The organism is Microbacterium sp., assembly GCF_049661145.1.
Taxonomy (GTDB): domain Bacteria; phylum Actinomycetota; class Actinomycetes; order Actinomycetales; family Microbacteriaceae; genus Microbacterium.
Genome location: NZ_JBASZT010000061.1, coordinates 1 through 17752 on the forward strand (window position 1 = coordinate 1; position 17752 = coordinate 17752).

The 17752-nt window shown below is 67.4% G+C and carries 19 protein-coding genes; 12 read left to right on the plus strand and 7 right to left on the minus strand.

Annotated elements, in window-relative coordinates:
- Positions 1-56 precede the first annotated feature (56 nt).
- The 3 genes from recF to dnaA all read right to left on the minus strand — a co-directional run bounded on the left by recF (position 57) and on the right by dnaA (position 4371).
- Entirely contained in the window at positions 57-1289 is a 1233-nt protein-coding gene (gene recF, locus WBP48_RS02705) for a DNA replication/repair protein RecF (protein ID WP_424435708.1), read from the minus strand.
- Positions 1290-1318: 29 nt separating this feature from the next.
- Positions 1319-2461, minus strand: a complete 1143-nt coding sequence (dnaN, locus tag WBP48_RS02710) for a DNA polymerase III subunit beta (RefSeq protein WP_424435750.1) — start codon at positions 2459-2461, stop codon at positions 1319-1321.
- Positions 2462-2922: 461 nt separating this feature from the next.
- On the minus strand, positions 2923-4371 hold the full coding sequence (gene dnaA, locus WBP48_RS02715) for a chromosomal replication initiator protein DnaA (RefSeq protein ID WP_424435711.1): 1449 nt from the start codon (positions 4369-4371) through the stop codon (positions 2923-2925).
- 332 nt (positions 4372-4703) lie between these two features.
- Here dnaA and rpmH point away from each other — a divergent pair, with 332 nt between their 5' ends.
- The 10 genes from rpmH to WBP48_RS02765 all read left to right on the plus strand — a co-directional run bounded on the left by rpmH (position 4704) and on the right by WBP48_RS02765 (position 11485).
- A complete protein-coding gene (gene rpmH, locus WBP48_RS02720; protein ID WP_424435753.1) occupies positions 4704-4841 on the plus strand; it encodes a 50S ribosomal protein L34 in 138 nt (45 codons plus the stop codon).
- An 8-nt stretch (positions 4842-4849) separates the two neighbouring features.
- Entirely contained in the window at positions 4850-5188 is a 339-nt protein-coding gene (rnpA, locus tag WBP48_RS02725; RefSeq protein ID WP_424435714.1) for a ribonuclease P protein component, read from the plus strand.
- 41 nt (positions 5189-5229) lie between these two features.
- Positions 5230-5586 (plus strand): membrane protein insertion efficiency factor YidD, encoded by a 357-nt coding sequence (yidD, locus tag WBP48_RS02730; protein WP_424435756.1) that lies wholly within the window; start codon positions 5230-5232, stop codon positions 5584-5586.
- A 6-nt stretch (positions 5587-5592) separates the two neighbouring features.
- Positions 5593-6762, plus strand: coding sequence for a membrane protein insertase YidC (gene yidC / locus WBP48_RS02735; protein WP_424435759.1), 1170 nt, complete (start codon positions 5593-5595; stop codon positions 6760-6762).
- Positions 6763-6766: 4 nt separating this feature from the next.
- Entirely contained in the window at positions 6767-7309 is a 543-nt protein-coding gene (locus WBP48_RS02740; RefSeq protein ID WP_424435717.1) for a protein jag, read from the plus strand.
- A 6-nt stretch (positions 7310-7315) separates the two neighbouring features.
- Positions 7316-8005 (plus strand): 16S rRNA (guanine(527)-N(7))-methyltransferase RsmG, encoded by a 690-nt coding sequence (gene rsmG, locus WBP48_RS02745; RefSeq protein ID WP_424435720.1) that lies wholly within the window; start codon positions 7316-7318, stop codon positions 8003-8005.
- Between the two features lie 522 nt (positions 8006-8527).
- Positions 8528-8815 (plus strand): GIY-YIG nuclease family protein, encoded by a 288-nt coding sequence (locus WBP48_RS02750; RefSeq protein WP_424435723.1) that lies wholly within the window; start codon positions 8528-8530, stop codon positions 8813-8815.
- A 363-nt stretch (positions 8816-9178) separates the two neighbouring features.
- The gene (locus WBP48_RS02755; protein WP_424435726.1) at positions 9179-10114 is read left to right on the plus strand and encodes a ParA family protein; all 936 of its coding nucleotides are present in this window, start codon (positions 9179-9181) and stop codon (positions 10112-10114) included.
- On the plus strand, positions 10114-11097 hold the full coding sequence (locus tag WBP48_RS02760; protein WP_424435729.1) for a ParB/RepB/Spo0J family partition protein: 984 nt from the start codon (positions 10114-10116) through the stop codon (positions 11095-11097). The genes WBP48_RS02755 and WBP48_RS02760 overlap by 1 nt, the downstream gene beginning before the upstream one ends.
- Before the next feature lie 64 nt (positions 11098-11161).
- On the plus strand, positions 11162-11485 hold the full coding sequence (locus WBP48_RS02765) for a tryptophan synthase subunit alpha (RefSeq protein ID WP_424435762.1): 324 nt from the start codon (positions 11162-11164) through the stop codon (positions 11483-11485).
- Positions 11486-11501: 16 nt separating this feature from the next.
- Here WBP48_RS02765 and trxA read toward each other — a convergent pair whose 3' ends face one another.
- The gene (gene trxA / locus WBP48_RS02770) at positions 11502-11825 is read right to left on the minus strand and encodes a thioredoxin (RefSeq protein ID WP_424435732.1); all 324 of its coding nucleotides are present in this window, start codon (positions 11823-11825) and stop codon (positions 11502-11504) included.
- Between the two features lie 283 nt (positions 11826-12108).
- Here trxA and WBP48_RS02775 point away from each other — a divergent pair, with 283 nt between their 5' ends.
- Both WBP48_RS02775 and WBP48_RS02780 read left to right on the plus strand, forming a co-directional pair.
- Positions 12109-12351 carry an addiction module protein gene (locus tag WBP48_RS02775; protein ID WP_424435735.1) on the plus strand — a complete coding sequence of 81 codons (243 nt, stop codon included), beginning with the start codon at positions 12109-12111 and terminating at the stop codon, positions 12349-12351.
- Positions 12348-12668, plus strand: a complete 321-nt coding sequence (locus WBP48_RS02780; protein ID WP_424435738.1) for a hypothetical protein — start codon at positions 12348-12350, stop codon at positions 12666-12668. Before WBP48_RS02775 ends, WBP48_RS02780 begins: the two co-directional genes overlap by 4 nt.
- Before the next feature lie 158 nt (positions 12669-12826).
- Here WBP48_RS02780 and trxB read toward each other — a convergent pair whose 3' ends face one another.
- From trxB to WBP48_RS02795, 3 genes are all read right to left on the minus strand, one after another.
- Positions 12827-13822: a thioredoxin-disulfide reductase gene (gene trxB, locus WBP48_RS02785; RefSeq protein WP_424435741.1), complete on the minus strand. Its 996-nt coding sequence runs from the start codon at positions 13820-13822 to the stop codon at positions 12827-12829.
- A 217-nt stretch (positions 13823-14039) separates the two neighbouring features.
- Positions 14040-15653: a murein biosynthesis integral membrane protein MurJ gene (gene murJ, locus WBP48_RS02790; RefSeq protein WP_424435744.1), complete on the minus strand. Its 1614-nt coding sequence runs from the start codon at positions 15651-15653 to the stop codon at positions 14040-14042.
- The coding region (locus tag WBP48_RS02795; RefSeq protein WP_424435747.1) for a DUF6049 family protein at positions 15643-17752 on the minus strand (2110 nt) is incomplete at its 5' end. The genes murJ and WBP48_RS02795, both read right to left, overlap by 11 nt.

A 17752-nucleotide genomic window follows, 5' to 3' on the forward strand; every position in this document is an offset into this window, starting at 1 on the left:
GGGCTCCAGACCGCGCAGTCGCAGGTAGGTGCCGATCGTCTCGGGAATCTCATTGCTCATGCCGGGTGCACCCCGGCATCCTGCTCCCGCTGGGCATCCTGCTCGATGGTGCCCGCCACGACGCGGACGGTGCGTGCACGCAGCGCCGACGGGACGTCCGCTTCGACCGCCGCTGTCGCGATCACCTGCTCGAACCCCTCGACCATGCCCGCGAGGCGGGCGCGGCGATCGACGTCGAGCTCCGCGAACACGTCATCGAGGATGAGCACCGGGTCGCCGAGCTGTGACTGCGCGCGCAGCAGCTGCGCCGAGGCCAGACGCAGCGCGAGCGCGATGGACCACGACTCGCCATGCGAGGCGTAGCCCTTCACGGGGAGCGCTCGCACCCGGAGGATCAGGTCGTCCCGGTGGGGACCGACGAGGGTCAGTCCCCGGTCGAGCTCCGCCTCGCGACGGGCGGCGAGCGCCGCGCGGAACCGGTCGGCGACGTGTTCGGCGTCCGCGTCGCCACTTCCGCTCGTTGAGCGAGGCCCGGAGGGCCGAGTCGAGACGCCGTCACCAGCGTCATCACCACCATCGTCCGGCCCCGCTCCGTCGATCGACAGCGCCCACTCCAGTTCCGGCTGGTGGTCGGCGCCGGCGATCGCGGCGTACGCCTCGGCAACGGGCACTGCCAGGTCGGAGGCGAGCGCGCGCCGCGCGCGAATGACATCCGTGCCGAGCTGGACGAGCTTGTCGTCCCATACGTCGAGCGTCGACAGACCCTGCCCCCGGATGCCGCGGGCGCGCGCCGACTTCAGCAATGCGGTCCGCTGCCGGAGCACGCGGTCGTAGTCGGCGAGGACTCCGGCCATGCGGGGGGACCGCTGGATCAGCAGCTGATCGGCGAACCGACGGCGTGCGGACGGGTCGGAGCGCACGATCTGCAGGTCCTCGGGCGCGAACAGCACGACCTGCGCGTAGCGCGGCAGTTCAGTGCTCTTCGCCGGTGAGCCGTTCACCCGTGCCTTGTTGCTGCCGGAGCGGTTGAGCTGCGCCTCGAGCATCACGCGGCGTTCTCCGTAGGCCAGACGCATGCGCACGATCGCGGCATCCTGACCATCGCGGACCATCGGCGCGTCCTGCGATACCCGATGCGAGCCGAGCGTCGCGAAGTAGCCGATGGCTTCGGCGAGATTGGTCTTGCCCTGACCGTTGCGGCCCACGAAGAGATTCGGACCGGACGCGAGGCTGACGTCGGCGGCCGCGTAGTTGCGGAAGTCGACGAGGCTGAGCTGCTCCACGATCACCGGTTCAGCCTATGCGGCACTGCCGACGGTCAGCGCAGCAGGAGGTTGGGCTGCAGGAGGTACTTGAAGCTCTCGGGCGTGCCGGAGGTCTGGGGCGTGATGAGCACCGGGCTCAGCTTGTTGGCGTTGTCGCTCGAGGTGAACGTGATGCGCGTGAACTCGCTCTTGACGGCGCCCAGCGCCTCGAGCAGATACTGCGGGTTGAGTCCGAGCGTGACCTCTTCACCAACCAGCGTCGCGTCGACCGATTCGGTGGCCCGTGCCTGCTCGTTGCCCGCGGCATCCATCGACACGCCCTCCTCGGTGAAGGTGAACCGCAGCGGCGCCGCACGATCCAGTACGAGGGAGACCCGGCGAACCGCCTCGGCGAGGTCAGCTGTGCCGACGACGGCATAGTGATCCGTCTGGTCCGGGAACAGCCGCCGCACCGGGGGGAAGTTCCCCTTGATCAGCAGCGACGTGACGGTCTTGTTGCCCGCCGTGAAAGCGATGATCTCGCGATCACCCGAGCCCGAGAAGGCGATCTGGATCGTGCCGGAGTGAGTGAAGGTCTTGCCCACCTCGATCAGGGTGCGCGCCGGAATGAGGGCCGAGGTGGACTGATCCCCGGCGATCGTGCCGCCATCCCACGCGACGTCACGCAGCGCGACCCGGTACCGGTCGGTGGCGACCAGACTGAGCTCGGTGCCGGCGACCTCGAGCTGCACACCCGTGAGCACCGGCGTGACGTCGTCGCGCGAGGCGGCGAAGGCGACCTGCGAGATCGCCGTCGCGAACTCTTCCGCAGGCACCAGACCCGACTCCCCGCCGACCTCGGGAATTGCCGGATATTCCTGAACGGGCATGGAAGCCAGGGTGAAACGCGCCGAGCCGCAGCTGAGCACGATGCCCTCATCGGCGCCGACCTCGATCTGGATCGGTGCGTTCGGCAGACGACTCGCGATCTCGGACAGCAGCCGGCCGTGCACGAGGATCGTTCCCGGTTCGTCGACCGTCGCCTCGATCGTCGTGCGGGCGGATGCCTCGTAGTCGAACGCCGCCAGGGACAGCCCTGCCTCATCGGCCTCGATGAGAACTCCGGCCAGGATCGGCTGCGGGTTGCGCTGCGGCAGGAGCTTGACGACGAATGACACGGCCTCGCTGAACACGTCGCGATTCACGTGGAACTTCACTGTTGCTCCCCACTCGGGCTGGACATACACAGGCCACTTCATGTTAGTGCCCTGACCGAACGAGATCAGGAGGTCGATCGAGATTGAGGAGGCCCGCTGCGCTCTCCCCTCGACCGCATGCAGAGGTGATCGAATCGGATTCTCTAGGGGAGTTCTCTGTCATGGTGTTAACGGGTGTGGAAACTGTGGACAAGTCCGCGGATCACTGTCCGCGAGCGGAAAGCACACGCGTGTAAGTTGTGAGTGGACTGCGGATTCCGCGCGAAAACCCGGATGGGGGCTCGTCTGCTCGGGATGCCGTCATCCACAGCATCCGCGGATCTGCTCACAGCAGTCCCGTCGCGACGTGTAGTTATCCACAGGCTGTCCACATTGTGCAGAACCTGCATATTGACGACTGTCGTGGCGACTGTCAATACGCCAACGGAGTATATGACGCCCGGTTGCGCCGTCGCGGCGGCTCAGCGTCCGACGCGTCCCAGCTGCGTCGTGATCTCCGACACCTGGTTGTAGATCGAGCGTCGCTCCTTCATGAGCTCGCTGATCTTCTTGTACGCATACATGACGGTCGTGTGGTCACGGTTGCCGAAGAGCTGCCCGATCTTGGGCAGCGACAGGCTCGTCCGCTCGCGGCAGAGGTACATGGCGATCTGGCGGGCGGTCGCGATGGACTGCGACCGACTCGAGCCGTACAGATCGTCGACCGAGAGCCGGAAGTAGTGCGCGGTCGCCGTGATGATGTCGGTCGGGGAGATGATGTTCGCGTCGTCGGTGTCGATGATGTCGCGCAGCACGGTCTGCGCGAGCGAGGTGTCGAGGTTGGACCGGTTCAGGCTCGCGAACGCCGACACGCGAATGAGTGCGCCTTCGAGCTCGCGGATGTTGCTGGAGACCTTCGTCGCGATGTACTCGAGCACTTCGTCGGGGACGAGCAGGTGCTCGGACTGCGCCTTCTTGCGAAGGATCGCGATGCGGGTCTCGAGGTCGGGAGCCTGGACGTCGGTGATCAGACCCCATTCGAACCGGCTGCGCATGCGGTCTTCGAATCCGGTGAGGTGGCGCGGCGGTACATCGCTCGTGATCACGACCTGCTTGTCGTGATCGTGCAGCGTGTTGAAGGTGTGGAAGAACGCCTCCTGCGTCTCGGCCTTGCCCTGCAAGAACTGGATGTCGTCGATGAGCAGGATGTCCATGTCGCGATAGCGCGCCTGAAACGCCGATCCGCGGTTGTTGGCGATGGAGTTGATGAAGTCGTTCGTGAACTCTTCACTGGAGACGTAGCGGACGCGGATGCCGGGGAACAGGTCGATCGCGTAGTTCCCGATGGCGTGGAGCAGGTGGGTCTTACCGAGTCCGGAGTCGCCGTAGATGAAGAGCGGGTTGTAGGCCTTCGCGGGAGCCTCGGCGACCGCGACGGCCGCGGCGTGGGCGAACCGGTTGGACTGCCCGATGACGAAGCTGTCGAAGTTGTACTTCGGGTTCAGGCGGGTGTCGCTGCGGCTGGCGCCGATGCCCCCGCTCGTGCCGTTGCCCGGCAGCGGCGACGTCTCGGTGTAGTCATCGGTGGCCGATCGCCCCACCGCGAGCGAGGGCCCGCTGGATGACATCGGGATCGGCGCGTTCAGATGCACGTCGGCGAGCTCGGGATTGACGACGACGCGGAAGGCGGATGCGGTGGGCTCGGCATCCACGCGCGCGAGGGCTTCCATGATGGGGGCCCGCAGCCGCTTGTTGAGCTGCGCTGCCGTGAGGTCGTTGGGGACGTCGAGGTAGAGCGTGCCGCTCATGACGCCTTGCGCGACGGCGAGGTTGAGGAACCCCTGCAGCTGCGGGGTCACGCGCTCGTCGCCGTCCAACTCGTCCAGCACGGCGATCCAGACCGGGACATCCGGGACTTCGTGCTGAGACATGTCCCCCCTGGAACGTGGTGATGGCGACCGGTCGTTGCTGAACCGAACGTCGACGATGCCGACAGCCTGTGGATAACTACCCGTGTCACGGTAGTCAGCGACCCTGGTGAGAGCAAAATCCACTGTAGAACCGGCCCGCGTGTCTCCACCAGACGGTCTCCACAGTCGGTGGATAATGTCTGTTTCGAGGTGCCTGAGGCGGGGCTGGTTTGAGTTCTTCGCGCGCGCGACGTAGCCTTAGTCGGTTGACTTATGCCTTCGCGGGCAGTCCCCTGTACCCTGTGTCCCCGGTCTAGAGCGTTCCGGTGACCGCCGATCCGGAAGTGTCTCTCATGACCAAGCGCACGTTCCAGCCCAACAACCGCCGCCGCGCCAAGAAGCACGGTTTCCGCGCCCGCATGCGTACGCGTGCCGGCCGCGCGATCCTCTCGGCGCGCCGCGCCAAGGGTCGCACCGAGCTGTCCGCCTGAACCCAACGGTGCTGGCGCGGGACCATCGCATCACCCGCGGGGCGGAGTACAAGGCCGTCGTCCGCGGGGGTAGCCGGTGCGCCGCTGCGCACACGGTGACCTACGTGGTCACCACCTCCGAAGACCGCCCGCCGCGGTTCGGATTCATCGTGAGCAAGCAGGTGGGAACCGCCGTGACCCGCAACACCGTCCGCCGCAGGCTCAAGGCCGTGTGCGCCGAGGCGTTGCCCAGTGTGCGCACCGGAGCGGATGTCGTCATCCGCGCGCTTCCGACGGCAGCTTCGGCGGATTTCGCACAGTTGCGCGCCGAGGTCACGCGTTGCCTGGCGCGACGGGCCCCGGCGTGAGCGTCACAACGCTGCCGTCGTACGCGCTCGGCGAGGGCAGCCTGTCGGCATCCGGGGTGCTGCGTGCACTTCCCCTGATTCCTCGAAACGCGGGGCTCGTGGTGTTGCACGGATATCGCGCGACGATCTCGCACCTGTACGGCGATGTCTGCAAGTACTACCCGTCGTGCTCGGCCTACGCCGTCGGCGCAGTGCAGCAGCACGGCCTCGTCAAGGGGTCGGCGCTGACGGCGGCCCGGCTCGCGCGGTGCCATCCCTGGGCCCGCGGCGGCATCGACGACGTCCCGCCGCACCGCCACTTCCGACACGAGCTGACACGGCACGGTTTCGTCGTTCCTGCAACCGGTGATGCGCCGGATGCCGGGGCCACGGCATCCGCGTCGACAAGAAAGGACTGATCCGTGCTGGATCTTCTGTACCGAGCCGCCACGGCGACACCGACGCCCGTCGTGTCGCCGCCGACGACGCCGTACCCGGGTTCGTCGACGGGCGACTTCTTCAGCATCATCATGTGGCCGTTCAAGTGGATCGTCGAGGCGATCCTCGTGTTCTGGCACTGGGTTCTCACTTCGGTGGGTCTGCCGGCGGATGCCGGCCTCACCTGGGTGCTGTCGATCATCGGCCTCGTCATCGTGGTGCGCAGTGCGCTGATCCCGCTGTTCGTACGGCAGATCAAGAGCCAGCGCAAGATGATGGAAATTGCTCCTGAACTGCGAAAAGTTCAGGAGAAGTACCGCGGCAAGAAGGACCAGCTCTCGCGTGAGGCGATGAGCCGCGAGACGATGGCGCTGTACAAGAAGCACGGCACCACGCCAGTGTCGAGCTGTCTGCCACTGCTCGTGCAGATGCCCATCCTGCTCGGCATGTTCTACACCCTGAGCGACGTGAAGAAGCACGCGGAATGGGGCTTCGGTGGGGTGGGGCTGCTCAGTCCCGAACTGACGTGGCAGTTCTATGAGGCGCAGCTGTTCGGTGTCGCGCCGCTCCACACGAACATGATCGAGGCGATCGACCTCGGGCAGACAGCGACTGTCGTCATCCTCGTGATCCTCGTCATCCTGATGATCGTGTCGCAGTTCATCACCCAGTTGCAGATCATCTCCAAGAACCTCTCCCCCGAGGCCAAGACCGGCCAGGCGTACCAGATGCAGCGCATCATGCTTTACGTCCTGCCGCTCGCGTTCATCTTCTCCGGAGTGTTCTTCCCGCTGGGCGTCGTGCTGTACTGGTTCACCTCCAACATCTGGACGATGGTGCAGCAGTTCCTCGTGATCCGGAACCTGCCGACCCCGGGTTCGGACGCCGCGAAGGCACGCGAGGAGCGACTGGCGCGCAAGGGCAAGGCACTCGACGCGCAAGGGAAGATCGTCCCGCTGGAGAAGTACCAGGCCGAGCAGCAGCGTCTCTACGAGGAGGCGCAGAAGGCCAGGGCCGAAGCGCCGAAGCGGCAGCAGCCGGTGAGCAAACAGCGCGCGAAGAAGCAGCAGCAGAAGGGTCCCCAGAGCGCTCAGAAGTCGCAGAACACCCAGAAGTCGCAGAAGGGCTCCGGCGACAACACGTCCGAGACCAAGTGAGGACATGATGACCACCACGGAGAAACACGCCGCCGACCGTGCCCCCGCGCCGGGCTCGGCGCCGGGCACCGCCTCGGCCTCGGCCTCAGTCGAGCAGCTCGAGCAGGAAGGCGATATCGCCGCCGACTACCTGGAAGGATTGCTCGACATCGCGGATATCGACGGTGACCTCGCTCTGGATGTGCGCAGCGGGCGGGCGTATGTGTCGGTCGAGAACGACGATGTCGAATCGCTGCGGCTGCTGTCGGATCCTGACACGGTGCAGGCGCTTCAGGAGTTGACGAGGATCGCGGTGCAGACGAAGACGGGACGTTTCTCGCGACTGATCCTCGACGTCGGCGGCTCTCGCGATGCACGGCAGCATCAGCTGGAGAAGCTGGTCGACCGTGCCATCGCTCGACTGGATGAAGGCGCGTCTCAGGCATCCCTTCCCGCTATGTCGAGCTACGAGCGCAAGCTGGTTCACGACATCGTCGCGGAGCGGGGCCTCGTGTCGGAGTCCTATGGTGAGGGCGCGGATCGGCACACGGTCATTCGTCGGGGCTGATCGCCGATGAGCGATGTTTCACGTGAAACGGGGGGCGTGGAGGGCGTAGAGGGCGTAGAGCCCGAGCCCGCGTCGGCATCCGTGGTGTTCGGTGAACGGATCGCGCTGGCGCGCCGCTTCGCGGCAGCCCTCGCCGCGCACGGTGAGGAGCGTGGGCTGATCGGTCCGCTGGAGCCGCCGCGACTGTGGAATCGGCACATCCTCAACTCGGCGGTGGTGGCGCCCCTGTTTCCTGCGGGTGGGCGAGTCGGCGACGTCGGTTCCGGTGCGGGCCTTCCCGGCCTGGTCCTGGCGATCGCACGGCCGGACGTCGAGTGGGTGCTGATCGAGCCGATGGAGCGCCGGGTCGCCTGGTTGCGCGAGCAGCAGACTGCGCTGGGGTTGGACAACGTCGAGGTCGTCCGTGCGCGCAGCGAGGAGTGGAAGCACGGGTCGGTGTTGGATGCCGTCACGGCGCGCGCTGTCAGCGCGCTACGCACGCTCATTCCGCTCACGGTGCCGTTGCTGCGTCCGGGCGGGGAGTTGATCCTCTTGAAGGGCGCGAACGCGGCGAACGAGATCGCGGCGGCGGAGAAGACGATCCGCAAGTACAAGCTGTCCGACGTCCGCGTGGAGGTGGTGGGCGATGGCGTCATCGCCGAGCCTACCCGCGTCATCCGCGCCACTCGGTCACCCCGCCCCCCGGTGGTTGAGTAGCCGCCGAAGGCGGCGTATCGAAACCACTTTCCGTGTTGCTCGTGCGGATCACTGGGGGTGGGGCAGCCTCGGTGGTTGAGTAGCCGCCGGAGGCGGCGTATCGAAACCACCTTCCATGCCTGGGTCGCGTGTGATCTCGATACACCGGCGCTGCGCGCCGACACTCGATCGCCGGGCGCGGCCCCCGGTGGTTGAGTAGCCGCCGGAGGCGGCGTATCGAAACCACTTCCATGCGTGGGAGAGGGCGTGTGATCTCGATATACCGGCGCTGCGCGCCGGCACTCGATCGCCGGGTGGGCCCCCCGGTGGTTGAGTAGCCGCCGGAGGCGGCGTATCGAAACCACCTTCCGTGTCTGGGTGGGGTGTGATCTCGATATACCGGCGCTGCGCGCCGGCACTCGATCGCCGGGTGGGGCGTTTCACGTGAAACATCGTCCTCTCCCCAACCGGCGCCGTGGATGAGTTTTCCCCAGAATGTGGATCTCTACCGCCAGAGCATCTCCACAGCCGCGATCATCAGGCATGGCATACATGTACATCCTTCAGTGCTCGGACGGCACGTTCTATGTCGGCAGCTGTCGCAATATCGATCAGCGGCTCTGGCTGCACGAGCTCGGCGAAGGTGCCGAATACACCAAACGGCGCCGTCCCGTGAAGCTCGTCTACCACGAGGAGTTCACAAACGTCGCGGATGCCTTCGCTCGAGAGAAGCAAGTGCAGGGTTGGAGTCGAGCGAAGCGGAAGGCGCTCATCGCGTACGCGGGCGACAAGCTGCCCGCGCTCAGCCGCAAGGTCTTCGGTGGTGACTGAGACGAGCCTGACGCCACCCCGGTGGTTGAGTAGCCGCCGGAGGCGGCGTGATCTCGATACACCGGCGCTGCGCGCCGGCACTCGATCACCGGGGTGGGGGCTGGGCGGAGTCGGCCCCCCGGTGGTTGAGTAGCCGCCGAAGGCGGCGTATCGAAACCACTCCGGTGCCTGGGAGGGGTGTGATCTCGATACACCGGCGCTGTGCGCCGGCACTCGATCACCGGGGGTGGGGGCTGGGCGCATCGAAGCGCTCTGGATTCGCGGGCCTTGCCGGCCCACCCGATCACCGTTTCACGTGAAACGGCAGGGCGTGTCGGACGCTCGACTACAGTAGAGAGGTCCCGAGAATGACAGGAGTTGACGGTGCCGGAATCGGAGAACGCGTCCTCTCCCGCACCCTTCTCCCTCGACGACAGCCCGATCGCCCGCGAACTCGCGGACCTCACTTCGCGTCGAAAGGCGCTGGATGCCGTTGCGTTGGAGTTCAGTGGAAGCACGCGGATCCTGACGGTATCGAACCAGAAGGGCGGGGTCGGAAAGACCACGACGACCGTCAACATCGCCGCAGCGCTCGCCTCCATCGGCGCTCGCGTGCTCGTCATCGACCTCGACCCCCAGGGCAACGCATCCACGGCTCTCGGCGTGCCACACACCGCCGACATCCCCAGCGTGTACGACGTTCTCATCGACGAGTTCCCGCTTGCCGACATCGTGCAGGTGAGCCCGGAGTCGCCGAATCTGCTGTGCGCACCGAGCACCATCCACCTCGCCGGCGCCGAGATCGAGCTCGTCTCCCAGGTCGCCCGTGAGCACCGACTCCGCACCGCCCTCGACGACTATCTTGCGAGCGCGGACGAGCGACCCGACTTCGTCCTGATCGACTGCCCGCCCTCGCTCGGCCTGCTGACCATCAACGCATTCACCGCCGCGGACGAGCTGCTCATCCCGATTCAGTGCGAGTACTACGCGCTCGAAGGCCTCAGCCAACTCCTCGGCAGCGTGCGCATGATCCAGAAGCACCTCAATCCGAAGCTGTTTCTCTCGACGATCCTGCTCACGATGTACGACGGGCGCACTCGGCTGGCGCAGCAGGTCGCAGAAGAGGTCCGCACCCACTTCCCGAACGAGGCGCTGCGCACCGTCATCCCACGCTCCGTCCGTGTCTCCGAAGCCCCGAGCTTCGGTCAGACCGTCATCGCATACGACGGGCACTCCGCCGGCGCGGTCTCGTATCGCGAGGCCGCCGTTGAGCTCGTGCAGCGCGAGCAACGCACCACAATCCAAGAGGAGACATCCTGATGGCGAAGCGAACAGGTCTGGGCCGCGGCATCGGCGCGCTCATCCCCACGGCGGACACTGCGGATGCCCGCCCCGTTGACGTCTTCTTCCCGGGCGCGACTCCGTCCGCCGCGGTGACAACGGTGGAGCAGGATGCCGCGGCATCCGCCGACGAGAGCGCTGAGCTCCTGACCATCCCGGGAACTCGGCTCGTCCAGATCGACCCGAACGATATCGTCCCCAACCCCCGGCAGCCGCGCACGAACTTCGATCCGGACGATCTGGCAGAACTCGTTCACAGCGTGCGGGAGTTCGGCGTGCTCCAGCCCGTCGTCGTCCACACCAACGCGGATGGCGCCTACGAGCTCGTCATGGGGGAGCGACGCACCCGGGCGGCACGGGAGGCGGGACTCACGTCGATCCCCGCCATCGTCCGCGACACCGCCGATGAGAACCTTCTGCGCGATGCGCTCCTCGAGAACCTCCACCGGTCACAGCTGAACCCGCTCGAGGAGGCCTCGGCATATCTGCAGTTGCTGGAGGACTTCGGCATCACGCAGGAAGAACTCGCCACACGCATCGGTCGTTCACGCCCCCAGATCAGCAATACGATCCGGCTACTGAAGCTTCCGGTGCCCGTGCAGCAGCGGGTGGCCGCGGGCGTGCTCACCGCCGGGCATGCGCGCGCGATCCTGTCGCTCGATGACGCCGACGCGATGCAGCGCCTGGCGGACAAGATCGTCAACGAGGACCTGTCGGTGCGGGGCGCGGAAGCCGCGGCGAAGGCGGGGGCAGCGACAGGACCGAAGGCTGTGCGTCCCAAAGCGGGCGCTCGGCGCGCGCATCTCGACGAGATCGCCGAGCGGTTGGGCGACCGCCTCAACACCAGGGTGAGGATCAATCTGTCGGCAAGAAAAGGCCAGGTGGTGATTGATTTCGCCACGATCCAGGACTTGAACCGCATCCTCGCTGAGCTCGGTGAGACGGAGTTCGGGGCGAGCTGACGCAGCGTGCCTCCGCCGATCGGTCCGCACGTCGTAGGCTGTACGGGTGACCGACCGTCCCCCCATGCCCCGCAGGGCGAGCCTGGAGTTGCTGCGCGCCGAGGCGAGCGACGAACTGTCGGTCCTCATCGAAGAGCGACTGCGTGACGGCGAGGACCCCTGGGATTTCATGGAGGACCTGCCGTCGGTCGACGAGTTGGTCGTGCTGACCCTGCGCGCCGAGAACATCGCCGCAGACGCCGGGGTCCGGCCGACCCAGGCCCGCAACTATCGAGTGCTGCGTCAGATCGCGTTCGACTATCCGCCCCTGACTCGTGCCGTCTGGCGGCTACTGGGCAGCGAGCCGCACCGTCGGTGGAACGCCGCGGTCCGCGCCGACGCGTCCTGACGGGCCGAGCACGGCGTCAGGCGATGTAGGCCGCGAGGTCCTGCTCGAGCGCGAACTTCGGCTTCGCGCCGATGATCGTCTTCTCGACCTCGCCCTTCTTGAAGACCTTCATCGCCGGGATCGACGTGATCTGGTACTTCATCGCAAGGTTGGGGTTCTCGTCGACGTTGAGCTTCAGGACGGTGAGCTTGTCGCTGTTCTCGGTCTGGATCTCATCCAGGATGGGTCCGACCATGCGACACGGACCGCACCACGCGGCCCAGAAGTCGACCAGCACGGTTCCCTCGGCGTCGATGACATCCTGCTGCCAGGTGCTCTCGCTCGTGGCCTTGGCGGTCATGTTCTCTCCTTCATCTGCGACCCGCTCGATACGCGGATCGTCCGATTCAACACGGCGGATGCCGAGATTGTTCCGCGACTGCGCTCCCGTGTCGAGTCTCACTCGATCCGAAAAAATCTCACGGTTCCGGAAATCGTCTCACTCGACCTGCGAAAATCTCACTCGATCCGGAAATCGCGGGCGTGTCTCCGGGGTGCGCGGCGGCCACCACCCACGCGCTCGAAGAACGTGAAGCACGTCGCAACCCCTCCCAGATATCGGCCGGCGGCTTTACACTCGGTGCATGGCACTTCGAGCAGACGACGTGTACGAGGCGGGGCTCAAGCTCGCCTCCGATGAGCGCGCCGCCGTGGCGTACCGCCTTCTCGACAGCCTGCCGGATGACGAGTCGGTCGACTTCGGTGCACCGTGGCGGGAGATCTTCCGTCGACGCATCGACGAGGTCGAGACCGGTCAGGTCCCCCTCGTCAGCGGCCGAGAGTCGCAGGCGCGAGTGCAGGCGCTCCTCGCTGAGCTTCGAGCGTGACGCTCGATCTCGACGACTACGACGAGCACCCCGAAGCGGTTGATGAACTGCTCGGGCGCGTGCGGTACTACGGGCCGGTGAAAGGCGCCGAGTTCAACCAGAGCGCGCTCGTGGCCATCGAGTCTGTCGTCAACGACCCGCAATCCTGGCCTCCGGTCGCATACTGGGACGGCATCCCGGTCGTCCGCAGCCGGAAGATCAGAGGCTTCGTCGAGCGCGTCGTCTACTACGTGCGCGCCAATGGCCGGCCAGTGATCATCGCCTACGCACATCACAAACAGCCTGCGGGTTACTGGGCGCACCGCTTCAGCGACTGAACGCCGCCGACGTGATGACCAACGGATCGTGACAACTGGCGTGAGACAGATCGCTCTTCGGGAATGACGACTCGAGTGAGAAAACCCCAGGTCAGTCCTGCCGCGACCTGACAACTCTCATGAGATGCGACATCCCGCTCGCGGTCGGGCCGGCCGCGTCAGGCGGCGTCGGTCAGACCATCGTCTGCCAGACCATCGATCTCCGCGGCATCCCGCGCCGGGGCACCCGCGTCGCCGCGAGCGGCGAGGTAGTGCTCGACGTCGAGGGCGGCCACGGTACCGCTGCCGGCCGCCGTCACCGCCTGGCGGTACGTCGGGTCGATGACGTCTCCGGCGGCGAACACTCCCGGGATCGACGTGCGGGACGAGCGGCCGTCCACCCACACCGTGCCGTGCTCCGTGAGGTCGAGCACGCCGTGAACGAGATGTGTACGCGGATCGTTGCCGATCGCAACAAAAACCCCGGTGAGGGGCAATTCCCTGGTCGTTCCGTCCACCGTGTCGCGGAGCAGCACTCCCGTCACGGCGTCGTCGCCGAGGATATCGGCGACCTCGCTGCTCCAGACGAACTCGATCTTCTCGTTCGCGAAGGCGCGGGCCTGCATGATCTTGGACGCGCGCAGCTCATCGCGACGGTGGATGACGTAGACCTTCGACGCGAACTTCGTGAGGAACGTCGCCTCCTCCAACGCCGAGTCACCGCCGCCGACGACGGCGATGACCTGGCCGCGGAAGAAGAACCCGTCGCAGGTGGCGCAGTACGAGACCCCGTGACCCGACAGTCGCGATTCGCCCTCGATGCCGATCTTGCGGGGCGCTGACCCCGTTGCGAAGACGATGCTCTCGGCGTCATGAGCAGCACCGCTGCCGAGCGTGACTCTCTTGACGGGGCCGGCGAGATCCAACGCCGTGACATCGTCGTAGAGCACCTCGGTGCCGAACCGCTCGGCCTGTTCCTGCATCTTCGTCATGAGGTCGGGTCCCATGATCCCCTCGGGGAATCCGGGGAAGTTCTCCACCTCGGTCGTGTTCATGAGCTCCCCGCCGGCTTCGACCGAGCTCGCGATGAGCAGTGGCTCCAGGTTGGCGCGCGCCGCGTAGATCGCGGCGGTGAAGCCGGCCGGGCCCGACCCGATGATGATGACGTGTCGCACGTGCAATCCCTTCGTCTGCGGGGCCGCTGCGTGTCGCGCAACACGGCCTCAGCGCATTCAACCCATCGTAGCCGCGGCTCATTCCGGCGACCGGAGGCGCGGAGGCGAGGAAGTCTGCCCGGGGTGGCGAGACTTTCGCATCCGCGGGTCAGCTTCTCAGGGGCGCTGCCGCGCCGTGGGGGCGCGAAAATCTGCCTCAGGTGGCGGGACTTTCGGGTCAGCGACGCAGGAGCCGGCGCACCGCTCCCGTCGCGACGCTCAGTTCGGGAGCCCGGAGGGCCGCCAGTACGCCGATATAGACGAGGAGTGCGACACCGCCGACGATCGCCGCGCCGACGACGCCCCAGAGGCGATCCGCGGTGGTCCATCCGCCGACGCCCCCGAGCAGCGTGAAGGCCAGCCAGCCGGCCGCGAAAGCGGGGACAGCGGCGACGGCGAACCGCGCGAGCGCCCGCCAGGTGGTTCCGAGATCGAGGGCCCCGGTGTGGCGTCGCAGCATGCGCAGCGCGACCGGCAGCTGCACGAACGTCGACAACGACTGCGTCAGGGCGACGGTGGCGGAGAGGAAGGCCAGCGGCATCCATCCCTGCGACACCGCGAGCGCGGCGAGCAACGCGCCCGCTGCGGCGAGCACGCACTGCACGACGGAGAACCAGAACGGCGTACGCGTGTCCTGGAACGCGAAGAACGCGCGTCGGACGATCACGAGCACGCCGAAGGGTACGAGGGCGACGAGGTACGCGCAGAGCACCCAGGCCATCGAGACGGCACCCTCGGTGGTGATCGTGAAGACGCGGCAGAGGGGCACGGATGCCGCTGCGAGCGCCGCCATGAACCCGAACGCGAATACGCTGAGCGCCCGGATCGACTCGTCCAGATTAGGGCCCACCTGGTCGCGCCGACCGGCCGCGACCAGCTCGGCCAAACGCGTGAAGTACGTCGTGGAGATCGACATCGCCACGATCGAGTGCGGGAGCATGAAGATCAGCCACGCGTACACGATGACGGTGACGCCGGCAGCCCCGGAGGCATCGGAGACGACGCGCGACTGCACGAGCCCGGCGAGCTGGCCGACGACGACCGTGAGGAAGGTCCACCAGGCGAGAGTGCCGATGTGGCGGAGCCCCATGCCGCGCCACCGGAAGTCGGGACGTACGTGCAGGCCGGTGCGCCGCCAGAAGAACACCAGGACCAGCGCCTGCAGTGCGATGCCGCCGGTCGCGGTTCCGCCGAGCAGCGCGATCATCACCGGGGTCCACTCCGAGACCGCCGTGGTGGGGCCGCCGAACACGGCGAGGAAGACACCGAACCCGGCGATCGAGACGAGATTGTTGACGGTCGGGGCCCAACTGTACGGCCCGAACACCTTGCGGGCGTTGAGCACTTCGCCGATGAGGGCGTACAGACCGTAGAAGAGGAGTTGCGGCAGGCACCAGTACGCGAGCGAGAGCGTGAGCGCCTGCTGCGGCGCGGTATAGCTCGGCACGTACAGCCAGACCAGCAGCGGCGCGAAGGCCATGATCACGACGGTTGACGCGACCAGCAGCACGCTGCCGAGCGTGAGCAGTTTGGAGACGAATCGTGAGCCGCCGTCGGTATGGGCGGCCGCCTTCACGATCTGCGGCACGATGATGCCGGTGATGACCCCCGCCGCCAACAGTTCGTAGATGTTCGTCGGCAGCATGTTCGCGGTGGTGAACGCGTCGGCGGCGCGGCTCTGGTACGAGCCCAGCACGGCGACCAGCACGACCGAGCGCAGCAGTCCGGTCAGCCGGGAGACGAGCGTTCCGGCGCCGATGATCGCGCTCGCGCGCCCGAGGCTAGCCATCATCGACGGGCCCGTCCTGGGAGGGGTGCTCGTCGGCGGCCGCGGCACCCGTTGCGTGCTCGGCATCCGCTGCGTGCTCGGCATCCGCCTGCTCGCCGCTCCGGCGCCGGCGCAGCACGGTGCGGATGGCACCGGCGATGATCATCGCACCGATGATCGCGATCATGACGACGATCCCCACCGATTCCCACTCGGCGCGCACCGTGACCGCGACCGGGACGGGCTGCCCGATGGCGACCATGGCGGGGCTGCGCAGCTGCAGGCGAAGCGTGGATTCGCCGCTGGCGACGCGGGCCTCGACGGGCACCTTGACCCGGGTGTTCTGCGCCGCGCCCGCTTCGACCGGCGTGGAGTTCTGCACGCGCAGGCGGGGGTCGTTGGGGGTCGTGACGAGCACCAGGGACACCGGCCACGCCAGGTCGTTGCGCACCGTGAACGTCAGCGGGGCAGCGCTCGCGAGCAGCGTGATGTCGCTGACCGGGACGACACCGACGGCATCCAGGGTCTGCGTCGTCTCGACGCGGTGCCGGCTCACCGCGTCGGCGAACGCGGCGGGTGTCTCGAGCCAGCCGTTGCCGAGGAGCTGGAGGACCTCCGCACGTTCGGGAGCGAGCAGCACCGTCGGATCGGTCAGGATCGTGGCGAAAGCGGTCAGCTCGTCCTCGCCGCGCGTGAGTGCCTGCAGCGCGGCGACGCGGTCGGGGTTCGGCTCGGCATCCGTCGCCAGCGTCACGTTCGCCGCGCTGGTCGTCGTGAGTGCCTGGAGGTCGGCGGATGGGCGTCCGGCGAGGTCGGATGCCGCCGCGATCGCCGCCCGCAGCGCCTGGCCCGATCGCGTCGCCGCACGGTCGACCGTCACGAGAAGCGGTGCGGTGCGTCCCGTGCCTGTCGTCGCGAGGTGGGCATAGGCGGATGCCGAGGCGAGCGCGGCATCCTGCGTCAGCGCACCCTGGGAGGATGCGGCCACCTTCAAGGCAGCCGTGACCTCCGCGTCGTAGACGAGCACCTGTGCGTCGTCGGCGCGGGCCCACGCGCCGGGTGGCCCCGAGACCTCGTCGGAGGGCATCAGGACGACGGGGGCGACGTCGTCGACGGGTCGGTCCTGCAGCGCGGCGACGAGGTCGGCACCCGCGGTCCCGGTCGCGGGCCAGTACACGGCCGGGACCGCGGTGCCGATGTCGAGCAGGGATGCCAGGTCGGGCAGCGTGCCCTGGGCCGGAGTGGACGTGGGGTTCGCCGAGGGGGTCGCGCCGGGTGTCGCAGTCGGCTCCGTCGTGGGTGTCGGCGCCGCCGTTGTGGCGAAGTCATCGGTGGACATGTAGGGCGCGAGAGTGGACACCGTCAGCGAGTGCGAAAGCCCCGCAGCGTGCTCGGTCGCGAGGTCGGCATCGCCGAACTGCAACGCGAAGCGTGAGTTGGGAAGGGCGAGCAGGTCGGTCAACCACTGTTGGGCGGCATCCGGGGCGGAACTGCCGAGCACGCGGATCGCCGCGGGAATCGCGGGGTCGACCGCGAGGATCGCGGCGGTGCCGGTCACGGCGTCGAGTTGTTCGCGCAGCTGTCCGCCGGGGGCGGTCAACTGCGCGAGGGCATCGGCGCTGAGCAGGCCCGTCGTGATCGCCGGTGCTGTGATCGGGATGACCACGCCGATCGGAGCAGCGGAGTCCGCGGCGGCATCCGGTACGACGAGAACGCTTGCCGCGACCCGCGTGCCGTCACCGCCTCCCCAGGTGGCGCTGAGCGGGTACACGCCCGGGGCGAGCGTCGTGAGACCCGCCGCGGCGGGGTCGATGGTCACGGACTGCGGGCGGACCGTATGGGCGGGCACGGCGGGCACGGCGTCGCGGGCGATCTCGTCCGGCTGACTCGTGGGCTCGGCGAGCCAATCCGTGACCTCCTGATCGTTCGCCAGGGGACTGCGCGATATCGCGACGACGACGTCGGCGGGCGCGGTGGCCGCCTCGGTGGGATTGGTCACCGAGACCGAGACGAAGAGCGGGTCGGTCGAGACGACGCCGTGGCCGCTCGGGGCCATGGTGAGGGCGATCGCGCCGGCGTCGATCGCGTCGGTCGTCTCGGCCCCTGCCGGAGCCGCCGTCACG